The organism is Bacteroidales bacterium, from assembly GCA_012517825.1.
GTDB lineage: Bacteria > Bacteroidota > Bacteroidia > Bacteroidales > JAAYUG01 > JAAYUG01.
Map to the genome: position 1 here is coordinate 1 of JAAYUG010000160.1, position 13,817 is coordinate 13,817.

General features: G+C 49.2%; 13 protein-coding genes and 1 tRNA gene. 7 read left to right on the forward strand and 7 right to left on the reverse strand.

Translation table 11 applies throughout. The features are described from left to right. Window positions 1–126 (reverse strand): GIY-YIG nuclease family protein (locus GX419_11170; GenBank protein NLI25254.1); only part of this gene is annotated, 126 nt, incomplete at its 3' end. Window positions 127–175: 49 nt separating this feature from the next. Then, a tRNA-Met gene (locus tag GX419_11175) sits at window positions 176–249 on the reverse strand. 653 nt (window positions 250–902) lie between these two features. Between GX419_11175 and GX419_11180 the strand changes: the two genes are divergently transcribed. The 6 genes from GX419_11180 (at window position 903) to GX419_11205 (ending at window position 7,465) form a co-directional block, all read left to right on the forward strand. Beyond that, complete coding sequence (locus GX419_11180; protein NLI25255.1) at window positions 903–1,280, forward strand: SRPBCC domain-containing protein; 378 nt, start codon at window positions 903–905, stop codon at window positions 1,278–1,280. A gap of 98 nt (window positions 1,281–1,378) precedes the next feature. Beyond that, window positions 1,379–2,860, forward strand: a complete 1,482-nt coding sequence (locus tag GX419_11185; protein NLI25256.1) for a YjgP/YjgQ family permease — start codon at window positions 1,379–1,381, stop codon at window positions 2,858–2,860. Continuing rightward, the gene (locus tag GX419_11190; protein NLI25257.1) at window positions 2,857–4,062 is read left to right on the forward strand and encodes a glycosyltransferase family 4 protein; all 1,206 of its coding nucleotides are present in this window, start codon (window positions 2,857–2,859) and stop codon (window positions 4,060–4,062) included. The genes GX419_11185 and GX419_11190 overlap by 4 nt, the downstream gene beginning before the upstream one ends. After that, a complete protein-coding gene (locus GX419_11195) occupies window positions 4,059–5,243 on the forward strand; it encodes a glycosyltransferase (GenBank protein NLI25258.1) in 1,185 nt (394 codons plus the stop codon). Before GX419_11190 ends, GX419_11195 begins: the two co-directional genes overlap by 4 nt. Then, a complete protein-coding gene (locus GX419_11200; GenBank protein ID NLI25259.1) occupies window positions 5,197–6,474 on the forward strand; it encodes a bifunctional 3,4-dihydroxy-2-butanone-4-phosphate synthase/GTP cyclohydrolase II in 1,278 nt (425 codons plus the stop codon). Before GX419_11195 ends, GX419_11200 begins: the two co-directional genes overlap by 47 nt. 4 nt (window positions 6,475–6,478) lie before the next feature. Next, entirely contained in the window at window positions 6,479–7,465 is a 987-nt protein-coding gene (locus tag GX419_11205; GenBank protein ID NLI25260.1) for a methionyl-tRNA formyltransferase, read from the forward strand. On the opposite strand, the gene GX419_11210 is transcribed toward GX419_11205, so the two are convergent. The 3 genes from GX419_11210 to panB all read right to left on the reverse strand — a co-directional run bounded on the left by GX419_11210 (window position 7,410) and on the right by panB (window position 10,069). Continuing rightward, on the reverse strand, window positions 7,410–8,432 hold the full coding sequence (locus GX419_11210; protein NLI25261.1) for a LysM peptidoglycan-binding domain-containing protein: 1,023 nt from the start codon (window positions 8,430–8,432) through the stop codon (window positions 7,410–7,412). The genes GX419_11205 and GX419_11210 overlap by 56 nt on opposite strands. Before the next feature lie 141 nt (window positions 8,433–8,573). Then, complete coding sequence (locus GX419_11215; GenBank protein NLI25262.1) at window positions 8,574–9,251, reverse strand: RNA pseudouridine synthase; 678 nt, start codon at window positions 9,249–9,251, stop codon at window positions 8,574–8,576. Window positions 9,252–9,253: 2 nt separating this feature from the next. After that, entirely contained in the window at window positions 9,254–10,069 is an 816-nt protein-coding gene (gene panB, locus GX419_11220; protein NLI25263.1) for a 3-methyl-2-oxobutanoate hydroxymethyltransferase, read from the reverse strand. A gap of 220 nt (window positions 10,070–10,289) precedes the next feature. Between panB and dnaK the strand changes: the two genes are divergently transcribed. Beyond that, on the forward strand, window positions 10,290–12,203 hold the full coding sequence (gene dnaK, locus GX419_11225; protein NLI25264.1) for a molecular chaperone DnaK: 1,914 nt from the start codon (window positions 10,290–10,292) through the stop codon (window positions 12,201–12,203). Between the two features lie 436 nt (window positions 12,204–12,639). Here dnaK and GX419_11230 read toward each other — a convergent pair whose 3' ends face one another. Both GX419_11230 and GX419_11235 read right to left on the reverse strand, forming a co-directional pair. Next, window positions 12,640–13,539 (reverse strand): IS3 family transposase, encoded by a 900-nt coding sequence (locus GX419_11230; GenBank protein ID NLI25265.1) that lies wholly within the window; start codon window positions 13,537–13,539, stop codon window positions 12,640–12,642. Further along, window positions 13,464–13,751 carry a transposase gene (locus tag GX419_11235; GenBank protein ID NLI25266.1) on the reverse strand — a complete coding sequence of 96 codons (288 nt, stop codon included), beginning with the start codon at window positions 13,749–13,751 and terminating at the stop codon, window positions 13,464–13,466. The genes GX419_11230 and GX419_11235 overlap by 76 nt, the downstream gene beginning before the upstream one ends. Between the last annotated feature and the right edge of the window lie 66 nt (window positions 13,752–13,817).

The following is a 13,817-nucleotide window of genomic DNA, read 5'->3' on the forward strand; positions in this document are numbered from 1 at the left end:
CCCCCGCCTGGTCGAAGTGGTTGCTCCCGCGTTGTGCTCTTCCAGCCTCTCCTGTGGACTGTGAGTGTAACCCACATAATACTTGTCTATCGACGCACTGTACAATATGTATACAAAGTAACGCATACCCAAATATAAAAAAGAGTTCAGAGATTTTCTCTCTGAACTCTTCTTGTAGCGAGAGGGGGAATTGAACCCCCGACCTCATGATTATGAATCATACGCTCTAACCAACTGAGCTATCTCGCCATTTTATCTATTCTAATCAACCCCCGACCTTCCCGATCGATGATCGGGACGCTCTAACCAACCGTCCCGACCTGTCGGGACGCCATTTTTATCTATTCCAATCAACCCCCGACCTTCCCGATCTATGATCGGGACGCTCTAACCAACTGTCCCGACCTGTCGGGACGCCATTTTATCCATTCTAATCAACCCCCGACCTTCCCGATCTATGATCGGGACGCTCTAACCAACTGTCCCGACCTGTCGGGACGCCATTTTATCTATTCTAATCAACCCCCGACCTTCCCGATCGATGATCGGGACGCTCTAACCAACTGTCCCGACCTGTCGGGACGTCATTTTTATCTGTTCCAATCAACCCCCGACCTTCCCGATCTATGATCAGGACACCATCTCGGGCTCCTGATCCGGTCATCCCGTCATTACACTTTTTTGCTCTTGCTTCCGGAATAACCGTTTTTTTTCAGGACTGCAAATATACATTTTTTTCATTTTCGGACTATTTCTTGTGATTATTTTTACACAATTTGCTCTAATACAATATTTTACATTTCATTTTCTCCGGCTTTTTTCATTCCTTTTGCCCCGGTTTGGCTGATAAACTTTTTTTATTATATTGCAACTTATTGAAACGGATATTTTTCTTTCGCTCAATGAAAAGACGCTTTGAACTGGAATATACCCTGAATGTTTCCCCCTCGTTTTTGTTTTCCCGTCTGAGCACGCCCGGAGGACTGTCGGAATGGTTTGCCGACGATGTCAACCTGAAAGGCAAAGTGTTCACCTTTCTCTGGAAAGGTTCACAGCAAAGTGCGGAAATACTGGCCCAGAAAGAAAACAGGTATATCCGCTTCCGCTGGCTTGAAAAAGGCTGTGAAAACTGCTACTTTGAATTTCGTATCCGCCAGGATCAGCTTACCGGCGATGTTGCCCTCATCGTTACCGATTACGCCGAAGAACAGGAAAAGGACGATGTCATTGAGCTATGGAATATGCAGATTGCACGCCTGAAGCATGTTATCGGCCTTTAAAGGGTTATCCGTTCGTTCATCATGCAATTCTCATCCATCAGATTGGCAAAAAAAAGTACTTTTGCAGGAATCAGTGACTGAAATCATTCTTCATGCGTATCAAGCGGCTTCATAGGTTCATGCTGATGTCGTTCATCGGCCCGCTTTTCCTGACGTTCTTCATAGTGATCTTCCTCCTGCTGATGCAGTTTTTGTGGAAGTACATTGACGAACTGGCAGGAAAGGGCTTATCGGCCGGAGTGATCGCCGAACTGCTGCTGTACACCTCAACAAGTCTGGTTCCTATGGCTCTGCCCCTGGCCATCCTGCTGGCCAGCCTCATGACGTTCGGAAACCTGGGCGAAAACTATGAACTTACAGCCCTCAAATCGGCCGGTATTTCCCTGCAGAGAATCATGGCGCCCCTTGTCGTTCTGGTTGCCGGCATCAGCGTCCTGGCCTTCTTTTTTTCCAACAACGTTATGCCTTACGCCAATCTGAAAATGAGAGCCCTGCTCTATGACATCCGGCAAAAGCGGCCGGCTTTTCAGATTACGGAAGGAATCTTCTATAACGGAATCGACGGCTACAGCATAAAGGTGGGACGCAAAGACCCCCGTACCAACAAGCTGTACAATATCAAAATCTACGACCACACGGCTGGCAAAGGAAACATAAGCGTTACCACTGCTGACTCCGGCTTAATGAAAATGACTCCCGACAGCAACCTGATTTTCATTTTATACAGCGGGTACAGTTACAACGAGCTGGAAGATGAAACACGAAGCCGCAGTCACAGGACCTATCCGCACAGGATGGACTACTTTCAGCAGCAGGAACTCATCCTTTCCCTCAGCGGATTCGGATTCAACCGTACCGACGAAAACCTCTTCAAAGGAGGGTATCAGATGATGAATCTCAAACAACTTTCCAAAGCAAGGGATTCGCTTAATCAGGACTTTAATCTTAACCGGCAGGTATTTTACAAAGACCTGCTGGCTGTAAATTACTTCCGAAGTGATTTTTTAGTAAGAAAAAAGAAAGAGGGCGATACCCTCTTCCTGAAAAATCCACCCCTCACGCTGAAAAAATTCTACCCCGACAGTATTTACGACACCCTGCCTTTGCCGGACAAGAAGCTGGTCATTTCGCAGGCTCTGGGCCTGGCACGTACCGCCCAGAGCTACATTTCATCGCAGAAAGAAACCTTTTACAACAAAATCAAGCGAATACGCCGCCATGAAATTGAATGGCACAGGAAGTTCACCCTGTCGTTTGCCTGTCTGATTTTCTTCTTTATCGGAGCCCCGCTCGGCGCCATCATTCGCAAAGGAGGGCTGGGTATGCCGGTGGTCATATCGGTGCTGTTTTTTGTAGTCTATTATGTGATTTCACTGATCGGTGAAAAAATGGTGCGCGAAAACCTGATTCCGGCTGCCGAAGGAATGTGGATCTCGTCGGCCATCCTCCTCCCCCTTGGCATATACCTTACCTACAAGGCTACCACCGATTCGGCCATACTCAATCTTGACACATACACCCGCTTTATCCGTAAGATTATGATCGCCCTTAAAGTGGAAGAAGAAAATTCTGCCGGATGAACATTCTTCAGCTTTCCATAAAATTCCCCTGGCCACCCAATGACGGAGGTGCTCTGGCTACTCTTGCCCTTACCAGGGGATTTTATGAACTCGGGCATGAGGTAACCATGCTGGCCATGAATACCTCCAAACACTTTTTTGAAATGGAAAGACTGCCCGAGCCGGTGAAAAAAATGGCCAATTTCCGGACAGTCCCTGTCAATACCGATATCCGGTTCCATAAAGCATTGCTCAACCTGTTTTTCAGCCGGATGCCATACAACGCCGAACGATTCGTTGTACCGGCCTTTTCGGAAGAACTCCGCCGTCTTCTCGGCGAGAAAAAATTCGATATCATCCAGCTTGAAGGTCTGTACCTGATGCCCTACCTTCCGGTGATACGGTCCTGCACCTCCGCGCCTGTGGTTCTCAGGGCACACAATATTGAATCGGAAATCTGGCTCCGCAAATTCCATCAGGAGCAGTCGCTGTTAAAAAAAGCCTACACCGGGATCCTGGCCAGCCGCCTGCGCCGTATGGAAATTGCCTCGGTCAATCAGTACGACCTTCTTGTCACCATCACCGAACGCGATGCTGATTTCTTTGAAAAATACGGCAACGAAAAGCCTCTGGAAATAATCCCCTTTGGCATCGATCCGGGAGATTATCCCGAGCCCGTTTTTCAGACAGACCCTCCGTCATTGTTTTACATCGGTGCACTCGACTGGCAGCCCAATATCAGCGGCCTTTTATGGTTTCTCGAAGAGGTATGGGCCGAAGTAAAAAGGGAATTCCCGCATCTGGCATTCCATATTGCAGGCCGGAATGCCGCTCCCGAACTGCAGAAAAGAATCCGTCGCCATCCGGTGGTGTTTCACGGGGAAGTGCCTTCCTCCCGTGACTTTATGCGCGATAAAAACATTCTGGTAGTTCCGCTGTTTGCCGGAAGCGGCATACGGGTGAAAATCATTGAAGCCATGGCGATGGGAAAAACCGTCATCTCCACAGAGCTCGGCACAGAAGGCATACCGGCATCTGAAGGCAAAGAACTCTTTCATGCTCAAACGGCCCAAGACTTTATTGATGCCATCCTTACCCTGGCCGCCCGGCCTTCAAGAATTGCCGAAACAGGCCTGGCTGCCCGTCAGCTGGTCTTCTCCCGCTTCAACAACAGAGACCTGACCGGGAAACTTCTTGCATTCTACAAAAGCCATACGGCATGATACCTTCCCTTATATTCTGGTTTGCCCTCGGCGCCCTGCTGTTTACGTACCTTCTTTTCCCGACCTTTCTTTTCCTCATCTCCCGATTCCGGCAGATCACCGTGCAGAAATTCGGGCCCGGAGACCAACTGCCCGGTATATCCATTATCATGGCCGCATACAATGAACAGGATGTTCTTGAAGAAAAGATCGAAAGTGTTTACCGGAGCACATATCCCTCCGACAAAATTGAATTTCTTGCCGGTTCGGATGCCTCAACCGACCGCACAAATGAAATACTTGAACGCGCAAGGCTGAAATATCCCTCCTTCCGTCCTTTCTTCTTCACACAGAGGATGGGAAAGGTAAAGATCATCAACACTCTGGCAGAACAGGCACATGGAGATATACTGGTTTTTACCGACGCCAATGTCATATTTCATCCTGACACATTGGCAGAACTTGTGGCTTCGTTCAAAGATCCGCATACAGGCCTTGTTGATTCGCATATGCAGCACCAGGGAATTGACGAAAGTGGCATTTCACGACAGGAACATGCCTACATTGCATGGGAAGTAAAAATCAAACACCTCGAAAGTGTCGTATGGGGCTGTATGATGGGGCCCTTCGGAGGATGTTTTGCCATACGAAAACAACTTTTTACCCCCGTTCCCGATACCTTTCTTGTCGATGACTTCTTTATCAACATGCATGTTCTGCAGCAGGGATTTTATGCCATCAACAGCCTCACGTCCCGTGTAACCGAAGACGTATCAAATGATCCATGGGTGGAATTCCGCAGAAAAACCAGAATAGCTGCCGGCAACTTTCAAAACCTGAAATATTTCAGGCACATGCTGCTCCCTTCCAGAGGAGCAAGATCCCTGTGCTTCTTTGCCCATAAGTTTCTCCGCTGGCTCGGCCCCCTGTGGATTATCCTTCTGCTCCTGTCCTCCCTTCTTCTTTTCCGGCAGGGTGTTTTCTACCAGATAGTTTTTCTGGTTATTTCGGCGGCCATCGTTCTCACTCTGGCCGATTTTTTGCTCAGGAAATTCGGGATACATATTGTACCTTTGCGCTTCCTAAATCATTTTATGGTATCCAACCTGGCACTTGCAGCAGGTTGTATCCAGTTTTTAAAAGGAATACATAGCAATGTGTGGCAACCAACAAAACGTCACCAGTCAGGAAACCGGGATTAAGCTCAACACCATTGAGGAAGCCATTGCCGATATCCGCGAGGGCAAGCCGGTTATTGTGGTTGACGATGAGGATCGTGAAAACGAAGGGGATTTTATTGTAGCAGCCGAGCTGATTACGCCCGAAATGGTAAATTTCATGGCCATGCACGGGCGGGGTTTGATTTGTGTTGCTTTGCCGGAGGAGCGCTGCGAACAGCTCGAACTGGAGCTGATGACCAGCCGGAACACGGCCCTGCACCGGACCGCTTTCACGGTATCGGTTGACCTGATCGGGCACGGAGTAACAACGGGCATTTCAGCATCCGACAGGGCAAAGACTATACGGGCGCTGGTGGACCCGAAGACCAAACCTGAAGACCTGGCCCGGCCGGGGCACGTTTTCCCGCTAAAAGCCAAACAGAAAGGCGTTCTGCGCAGGGCAGGCCACACCGAAGCAGCCGTTGACCTCACCCATCTGGCCGGGTTGCTGGAAGGAGGCGCTCTGGTCGAAATTATGAATGAAGACGGCACCATGGCCCGCCTTCCCCAGTTGATGGAAATTGCCCGCCGCTTTAACATCAAAATTATTACCATCAAGGACCTTATTGCCTACCGCCTTGCGCGCGAAAGCATTGTCATCAAAGGGGTGGAAGTACATCTGCCCACCCGCTATGGCGATTTCAGGCTGATTCCTTTCCTGCAGAAGTCGAACGGACTGGAACACATTGCCCTCATCAAAGGCCACTGGGAACCCGATGAAGCGGTGCTGGTGCGGGTACACTCTTCCTGCATGACCGGCGATATCTTCGGTTCGTATCGTTGTGACTGCGGCGACCAGCTGCACGAAGCCATGAGACGCATTGAAAAAGAAGGAAAAGGCGTTCTGCTCTATATGAATCAGGAAGGACGGGGTATCGGCCTCTTCAATAAAATCAAGGCCTACAAATTGCAGGAGGAAGGCCGCGACACCGTGGAAGCCAACCTCGATCTCGGCTTCAATGCCGATGAACGGGATTATGGGGTCGGGGCTAATATTCTGCATCTGCTCGGTCTGAAAAATATACGGCTGATGACGAACAATCCCATCAAAAGAGCCGGACTGGAAGGGTACGGACTGAAAATTGTCGAAAACGTGCCGATTGAAGTGCCCCCCAATCCGCACAACCAATTCTATCTTGAAACAAAACGCGACAAGATGGGGCATTTCCTGAACCTCGTCCGCTATTACCCCAACGATAACGGGAAGCAGTAACTACATGACCAGAAGCGATTCGTTTCGGATTGTATTCATGGGCACTCCGGAGTTTGCCGTTCCTTCGCTGGAGGCTCTGATCCATAACGGCTGGAATGTGCCGGCTGTGGTAACTGTACCTGACAAACCATCAGGCAGAGGGCTTCAGCCGCAGGCTTCAGCCGTTAAACTTGCTGCCCAGAAGGCGGGCATACCGGTTCTTCAGCCGGAGCGACTGAAAGACCCCGCTTTTCTCACCGCCCTGCGCAACCTGCATCCCGATCTTTTCCTGGTAGTGGCCTTTCGTATGCTCCCTGCGGAAGTATGGAAAATTCCCCTTCATGGCACCGTCAACCTGCATGCCTCACTCCTGCCAGATTACCGGGGTGCCGCACCCATCAACCACGCCATTATCAACGGAGAGACAAGAACAGGCCTTACTACGTTTTTCATTGACGAGAACCTCGATACGGGTAAGATCATCCTGCAGGAAGAAATCCCTGTCGGCCCGCAGGAAACAGCCGGCGAACTTCACGACCGGATGAAAGAACTGGGTGCCGGCCTCGTGCTGAAAACAGTGGAACTGATTGCCTCCGGCCGGTATGTTGCCCGCAGCCAGGAAGAGCTGATCCAACCAAACCGCATCCTGCATACCGCCCCCAAGATCACAAAAGAAATGTGCCGCATCCGCTGGGACAGGCCCGGACAGGAAGTGGCAAACCTCATCAGAGGGCTGAGCCCTTTGCCCGGAGCCTATACAAGCTGGATACTTCCGCAGGGGAAAACCCGGGTAAAAATCTATCTCGCTTCTTTTAATAAAGAGGAGCATTCATTGAAACCCGGAACGGTGGTAACCGACGGAAAAACATTTCTTAAAGCAGCGGTGCCTGACGGATTCATTGATATACTTTCCCTTCAGGCCGAAGGGCGCAAAAAGATTTCAGCCGTTGAATTCCTCAGAGGGATCCGGGACCCTTCGGCTCTCCGTTTTGATTCTGATCAACCGTCCTGACCACATCATCCGCCTTTCTGCGATGGCGGAGGAATATGCGTTCCCCTTCGGCAGGTTCGGTCCCTTCCTTCATGCGGTTCAGCCTATATAACTGCCTCAGCTTTATGGCATACTTCTGTGCAATGAGGTGCATGGTTTCTCCCTTTTCCACCACATGGGCGTCAAATCCCCTCTCAGCACGGTTGCGCTTGGGTTCAAGGTAAAGTACATCCCCCGCACGAATGGGGGTGTCCTTGCTCATATCGTTGAACAAAGCCAGTTCCCAGGGCATCAGGTTCATTTCGTTGGTAATTTTTTCATAGGTATCCCCTTCCCTGGCAATAATATAATCGGTGTGGTTGCGCACATACACCCTGTGAGGGACAATGTCGACCGTAAATTCCGCCTCCGTTTCCGGCTGGACGCCGGCAGGGGCTTTGACCTCTCCGGCCTCCCGCTTCTTTTTGGGGATGGTGGCAAGGTCGTACTGGTGCAGATGGTTTTCTTCAATGATCCTTATCAGCTGTTCGGCATAAGTTGGGCTGGTGGCATATCCGGCCTTTTTCAGCCCCCTCGCCCATCCTTTATAATCGTCAGGCCGCAGACGGAACAGGTCGGCATACCGGGGAGTGTTCTTCAGAAAATCGCTGTGATCCCTGTATGAATCAAGAACAGATTCATATTTGCGAAAACATTCATTAGGATTGTCGTCGTCATGGTAATGCGTCTTCCCGTCCCAGTTTTTATGGCATTTAATGCCGAAATGATTGTTGGCCTTCCTGGCCAGGGTACTGTTTCCGCAGTCCGATTCCAGTATAGCCTGCGCAAGGGTTATCGACGCCGGAACTCCGCTCCGGTTCATTTCTTCAATGGCAAAATCCCGGTAGGTTCTTACATACTCTTCCAGGGTCATCCGGCCTTTCTGCCCGCTGACACTCCCTGAAAACAAAAGAAAAACAACCAGAAGAACAGATGCTGTGCGGTACACGATTTTTTCTGCAAATCTAATGATTCGGCCGACGGATGATAATCACTTTTCAACCATTTTACTCACAACCAGCCAATAGTTATCAAAAGCCTCAGCCGTTTCCGCACTGATTCCATCATCCCGCCGGTGATTTCCGGCCTTTTACTTCAGGGTCTTTACAAAGAAATCCCACAGCGGGTCAGCCGGAGGAGGGGCAACAATCTCCACGCGGGTATCTGCAACCGGGTGGACAAATGAAAGGGAACGGGCATGAAGGCTGATTCCTCCGTCAGGATTGGAGCGTTCGGCTCCGTATTTCAGATCTCCTTTTACCGGACAGCCGATTTTCGCAAGCTGACAGCGTATCTGGTGATGCCTGCCGGTTTCGAGGTCAATCTCAACAAGGTAATACCGGTCTGACCTGGCCAGGACTTTATAGCGGAGGCGGGCAAGCTTTGAGCCCGGTACGGCATGGTCATGGGCATACGACTTGTTCTGCTTGCTGTTCCGTACAATATAATGTTCCAGTACCCCCTCATCGGCAGGCGGGGCATTTTTAACGATAGCCCAGTACAACTTCGTTACCTCGCGGCCGGCAAACAGTTTGTTCATCCGTTCAAGTGCCTTGCTGGTGCGGGCAAAAAGCACAACCCCGGTCACCGGCCTGTCAATCCGGTGGACAATTCCAAGGAAAACATTTCCTTTTTTCTTGTACCGTTCGGCAATGTATTTTTTCACCTTCTCCTCCAGGGGTTCGTCTCCCGAAGGATCCTGCTGCACAGGTATAGGTTCCGATTTGTTGACAGCAATCAGATGATTGTCTTCGTATAGTACTTCCACGGTCAGTATTGTTCCTTTTCGTTGGGAAAATCAAGGCTCCGCACATCGCTGATATAAGCTCTCACTGCGCCGGTAATTTCATCATACAAATTATGGTAACGACGCAGGAACCTTGGTGAGAATTCTGTGGTAAGCCCCAGCATATCATGAAGCACCAGCACCTGTCCGTCCACTTTCGGCCCGGCTCCGATGCCGATAATGGGAATTTTCACCTTCGAAGCCACTTCGGCGGCCAGAACAGCAGGAATTTTTTCCAGTACAATAGCAAAGCAACCCAGCTCTTCGAGCAAAAGGGCATCGTTAATCAGTTTCTCCGCTTCTGCTTTTTCACGGGCACGAACCGTGTAGGTTCCGAACTTGTGAATTGACTGGGGGGTGAGGCCCAGATGGCCCATTACCGGTATGCCGGCCGAAAGAATGCGCATCACCGATTCCTTCACCTCGCTTCCTCCTTCCAGCTTTACCCCTCCAGCTCCCGTCTCTTTCATGATCCGGATGGATGATTGCAGGGCTTCCAGAGAGTTTCCCTGATAGGTACCAAAAGGCAGATCCACAATCACAAGGGCACGCTGTACCCCTCTTACCACCGACGCAGCATGGTAAATCATCTGGTCAAGTGTAATGGGAAGCGTGGTCATATGCCCTGCCATTACGTTGGAGGCAGAATCCCCCACAAGGATGATGTCAACCCCTGCCCTGTCGAGGATTTTGGCAAAGGTGTAATCATACGCCGTCAGCATAGCTATCTTTTCCCCCCGCACCTTCATCTCGTACAAAACATGGGTTGTAACTTTCCTTACTGTATCAAAAACAGCCATAAACAGAAATTTTAGAAAATATCTGAGCAAAGCTACAAAAGAGTTCGCATTCCATCGTTCAAACCATGCCAAATACTAACTGACGTTTTGTCATAATATACTAAAAACGGCAGAAAATAAAGCTTCTCCGGGCACATTTTCATGCCGGATACTGATTGGCACAAACATTGATTAAATAGGAGGAAAACTAAAACGAAGTAAAAACAAAAAAAACAATAACATGGGCAAAATTATAGGAATCGATTTAGGGACCACCAACTCGTGCGTGGCCGTTATGGAAGGAAATGAACCGGTGGTTATTCCCAACAACGAAGGGAAGCGGACCACACCGTCGGTTGTTGCCTTCCTGGAAAACGGAGAGCGGAAAGTTGGCGATCCGGCCAAGAGGCAGGCTATTACCAATGCCAAGAATACGGTATTCTCCATAAAGCGATTTATGGGGGAAACATACGATCAGGTTACCAAGGAAATTCAGAGGGTGCCGTTTGAAGTGGTGCGTGGCGAAAACAACACGCCGCGGGTTAAGATCATGGGCAGGATGTATTCACCCCAGGAAATTTCAGCCATGATTCTTCAGAAAATGAAGAAAACGGCGGAAGATTACCTGGGCCATGAAGTGACGGAAGCTGTCATCACGGTACCTGCCTACTTCAGCGACTCGCAGCGCCAGGCAACCAAGGAAGCCGGTGAAATTGCCGGACTGAACGTACGGCGTATTATCAACGAGCCTACGGCAGCCGCTCTGGCATACGGCCTTGACAAGAAAAACAGGGACATGAAGATTGCCGTCTATGACCTGGGCGGAGGAACCTTCGATATTTCCATTCTCGAACTGGGTGATGGCGTTTTCGAAGTGAAATCCACCAATGGTGATACCCACCTTGGAGGCGATGACTTCGACCAGACAATCATCGACTGGCTTGCCGAAGAATTTATGAAGGAAGAAGGTGTGGACCTGCGGAAAGATCCGATGGCATTACAGCGTCTGAAAGAAGCGGCTGAAAAGGCCAAGATTGAGCTTTCGAGCACTACGTCCACCGAAATCAACCTTCCTTATATCATGCCGGTAAACGGTGTTCCGAAGCACCTGGTAAAAACACTTACCCGGGCGCAGTTCGAAAAACTGAACGACAAACTTTTCCAGTCAACTATTGAACCCTGCAGAAAAGCCCTGGCCGATGCCGGACTGAAGCCTTCTGACATTGACGAAGTGATTCTGGTGGGAGGTTCAACCCGTATTCCTGCCATCCAGAAACTGGTGGAAAATTTCTTCGGGCGCGTTCCCAGCAAGGGCGTCAACCCCGATGAGGTTGTGGCCATAGGAGCTGCCATCCAGGGTGGTGTGCTTACCGGTGAAGTGAAGGACGTGCTGCTGCTCGACGTTACCCCTCTCAGCCTGGGTATTGAAACTATGGGAGGCGTGTTTACGAAGCTGATCGAAGCTAACACCACCATTCCTACCAAGAAAACGGAGGTGTTTACAACCGCTTCAGACAACCAGCCGTCGGTCGAAATTCATGTATTGCAGGGAGAACGTCCGCTGGCCTCTCAGAACAAGACCATTGGCCGTTTCCACCTCGACGGTATCCCACCGGCACCGCGTGGCATTCCGCAAATCGAAGTTACCTTCGACATTGACGCCAACGGTATACTGAATGTGACCGCCAAGGACAAGGCCACCGGCAAGCAACAGAGCATCCGTATCGAGGCTTCATCGGGTCTTACCGACGCCGAAATTGAACGGATGAAAAATGAAGCCAAGGCTAACGAAGAAGCTGACCGCAAGGCCCGTGAACGGATTGACAAGCTCAATGCGGCCGACAGTCTGATCTTCCAGACCGAAAAACAGCTCAGGGAGTTTGGCGACAAGTTGCCTGCCGACAAGAAAGGCAATATCGAAAAGGCCCTGAATGCGCTGAAAGATGCTCATAAGAACCAGGATCTTGATGCGATTGACAGGGCAACTGCCGAACTGAATACGTACTGGCAGGCAGCTTCGGAAGAAATGTACCGGGCCGCTTCCGGCGGAGCTCAGACCGGCCAGCAACAGGCCTATACAGGCGGTGCTCAGTCGGGAACCGGCAAATCACAGGACGGCGAAGTAACCGACGTAGACTTCGAGGAAGTAAAATAACACATACAACCTTTGCTTATGCGGCAAAACCTGAACCCAGGTTTTGCCGCTTTTTTTATCCCCCTTACCGGCGCCGTCCAGCATTTTCTTCTGAAGAAGCCTATGAGGCGAGCTCAAAAGTACCTATCGCCTGGTTGTGCGCCGGCTTCTGTGTTAATCCCTACGAAAAGAAGAGAAAACGATATTTTAGACACATTGTGCATTTTTTCATGCGCAAGGATAAACGTTTCACTCAATATCTAACCGGGACGAAATCCTCTCCCAAAACTTTAGTACTCCCCGTTTTTCAACCACGGGTTATACAAATATAAGTTTTTTTTATTATGATGATTATGTGTTAATAACCAGAATAACTCTTCGAGTTATTCTGGTTATTAACACATTTTCTTTTTTGCCTACTTTTTTCTTTTGTTAACATCTGCAATTCCTGTTAATATCATGCCGCTGATTTGTACAGGCTTGCCGGGATCTGATGGCCGATACCCTGATGACAAAGCCGGTTATTGTAATAATCCATATACTCTTTAAGTCCCTGATAAAGTTCCAGCCCATCAGAAGGAACTTTGATATAGACATAGTCATACTTCAAAGAACGCCAGAACCTTTCGATAAAGATGTTATCAATAGCCCTTCCCTTGACATCCATACTAATCCTTATACCTTCTTTCTCAAGAAAATCAATCCATTCATGACAGGTAAACTGACTGCCCTGATCCGAGTTAATGATCTCCGGCTTTCCATGCCTGGCAATAGCTTCTTTTGTTACATTGAGGCTACAGGCAGCATCAAGAGTGTTGGATATTCCCCAGCCGACAACATAGCGGCTGTAAACGTCTATTATCGCCGTCAAATAAAGAAAGCCCCTGGACATAGGAATGTATGTGATGTCAATTGCCCATACCTGGTTCGGACGCACTACCTGCAAATCTCGCAGAAGATAGGGTCTGATATACTTCGCCTGTCCAAGCCGGCTCAGATTACGCCTGGGATAAATTGCCATCAGGCCCATTAACCTCAATAATCGACGTACTCTCTTATGATTGACAAGTATTCCAAGGGTAAGCAAAAAATCACGCATCCTTTTTACTCCTTCTGTGGGATGCTCAAGATATTGCTCATCCATCAGTCTCATAAGATTCAGATTCTCCTCGCTCTCGCCCAGAGGTTTGTAATAAAAACTTCCACGGCTTACACTTACCAGTTTGCACTGGCAGCGAATACTCAATCTCTCTTCACGGTTAACCATATCAAGACGCTCTCTTACAGACCCAACTTCTTTAAGTTTTTTTTTAAAAACTCCCGCTCCTTCTCTAACTGTCCGATCTTGGCATATAATTTCTCGATATCAACTTCTCCCTTCTTTTCCTGGCCCGGTTTGTCAAAAAGCTCCGGTGCCCGTTCCAGAAACTCTTTCTTCCATCGTGATATCATGTTGGGATGGATCCCATACTTCTTCGAAATTTCACTTATGGATTCCCGTTCCTGCAATGCTTCAATGGCTACTTTCGCCTTGAAGGCGCTTGAGTGTTTTTGTCTTTGCGTTTTCATAATACACTGGTTTAAAATTAGCAAATTTAAACTTAACCAGTGGTCTTAATTCAGGGGAGTATTATA

Bases quoted from the DNA above. Each gene is read 5' to 3' on its own strand.
- GX419_11180 (NLI25255.1), top strand. From the start codon at position 903: ATGAAAAGACGCTTTGAACTGGAATATACCCTGAATGTTTCCCCCTCG.
- GX419_11190 (NLI25257.1), top strand. From the start codon at position 2,857: ATGAACATTCTTCAGCTTTCCATAAAATTCCCCTGGCCACCCAATGAC.
- GX419_11195 (NLI25258.1), top strand. From the start codon at position 4,059: ATGATACCTTCCCTTATATTCTGGTTTGCCCTCGGCGCCCTGCTGTTT.
- GX419_11200 (NLI25259.1), top strand. From the start codon at position 5,197: ATGTGTGGCAACCAACAAAACGTCACCAGTCAGGAAACCGGGATTAAG.
- GX419_11205 (NLI25260.1), top strand. From the start codon at position 6,479: ATGACCAGAAGCGATTCGTTTCGGATTGTATTCATGGGCACTCCGGAG.
- panB (NLI25263.1), bottom strand. From the start codon at position 10,069: ATGGCTGTTTTTGATACAGTAAGGAAAGTTACAACCCATGTTTTGTAC.
- dnaK (NLI25264.1), top strand. From the start codon at position 10,290: ATGGGCAAAATTATAGGAATCGATTTAGGGACCACCAACTCGTGCGTG.
- GX419_11235 (NLI25266.1), bottom strand. From the start codon at position 13,751: ATGAAAACGCAAAGACAAAAACACTCAAGCGCCTTCAAGGCGAAAGTA.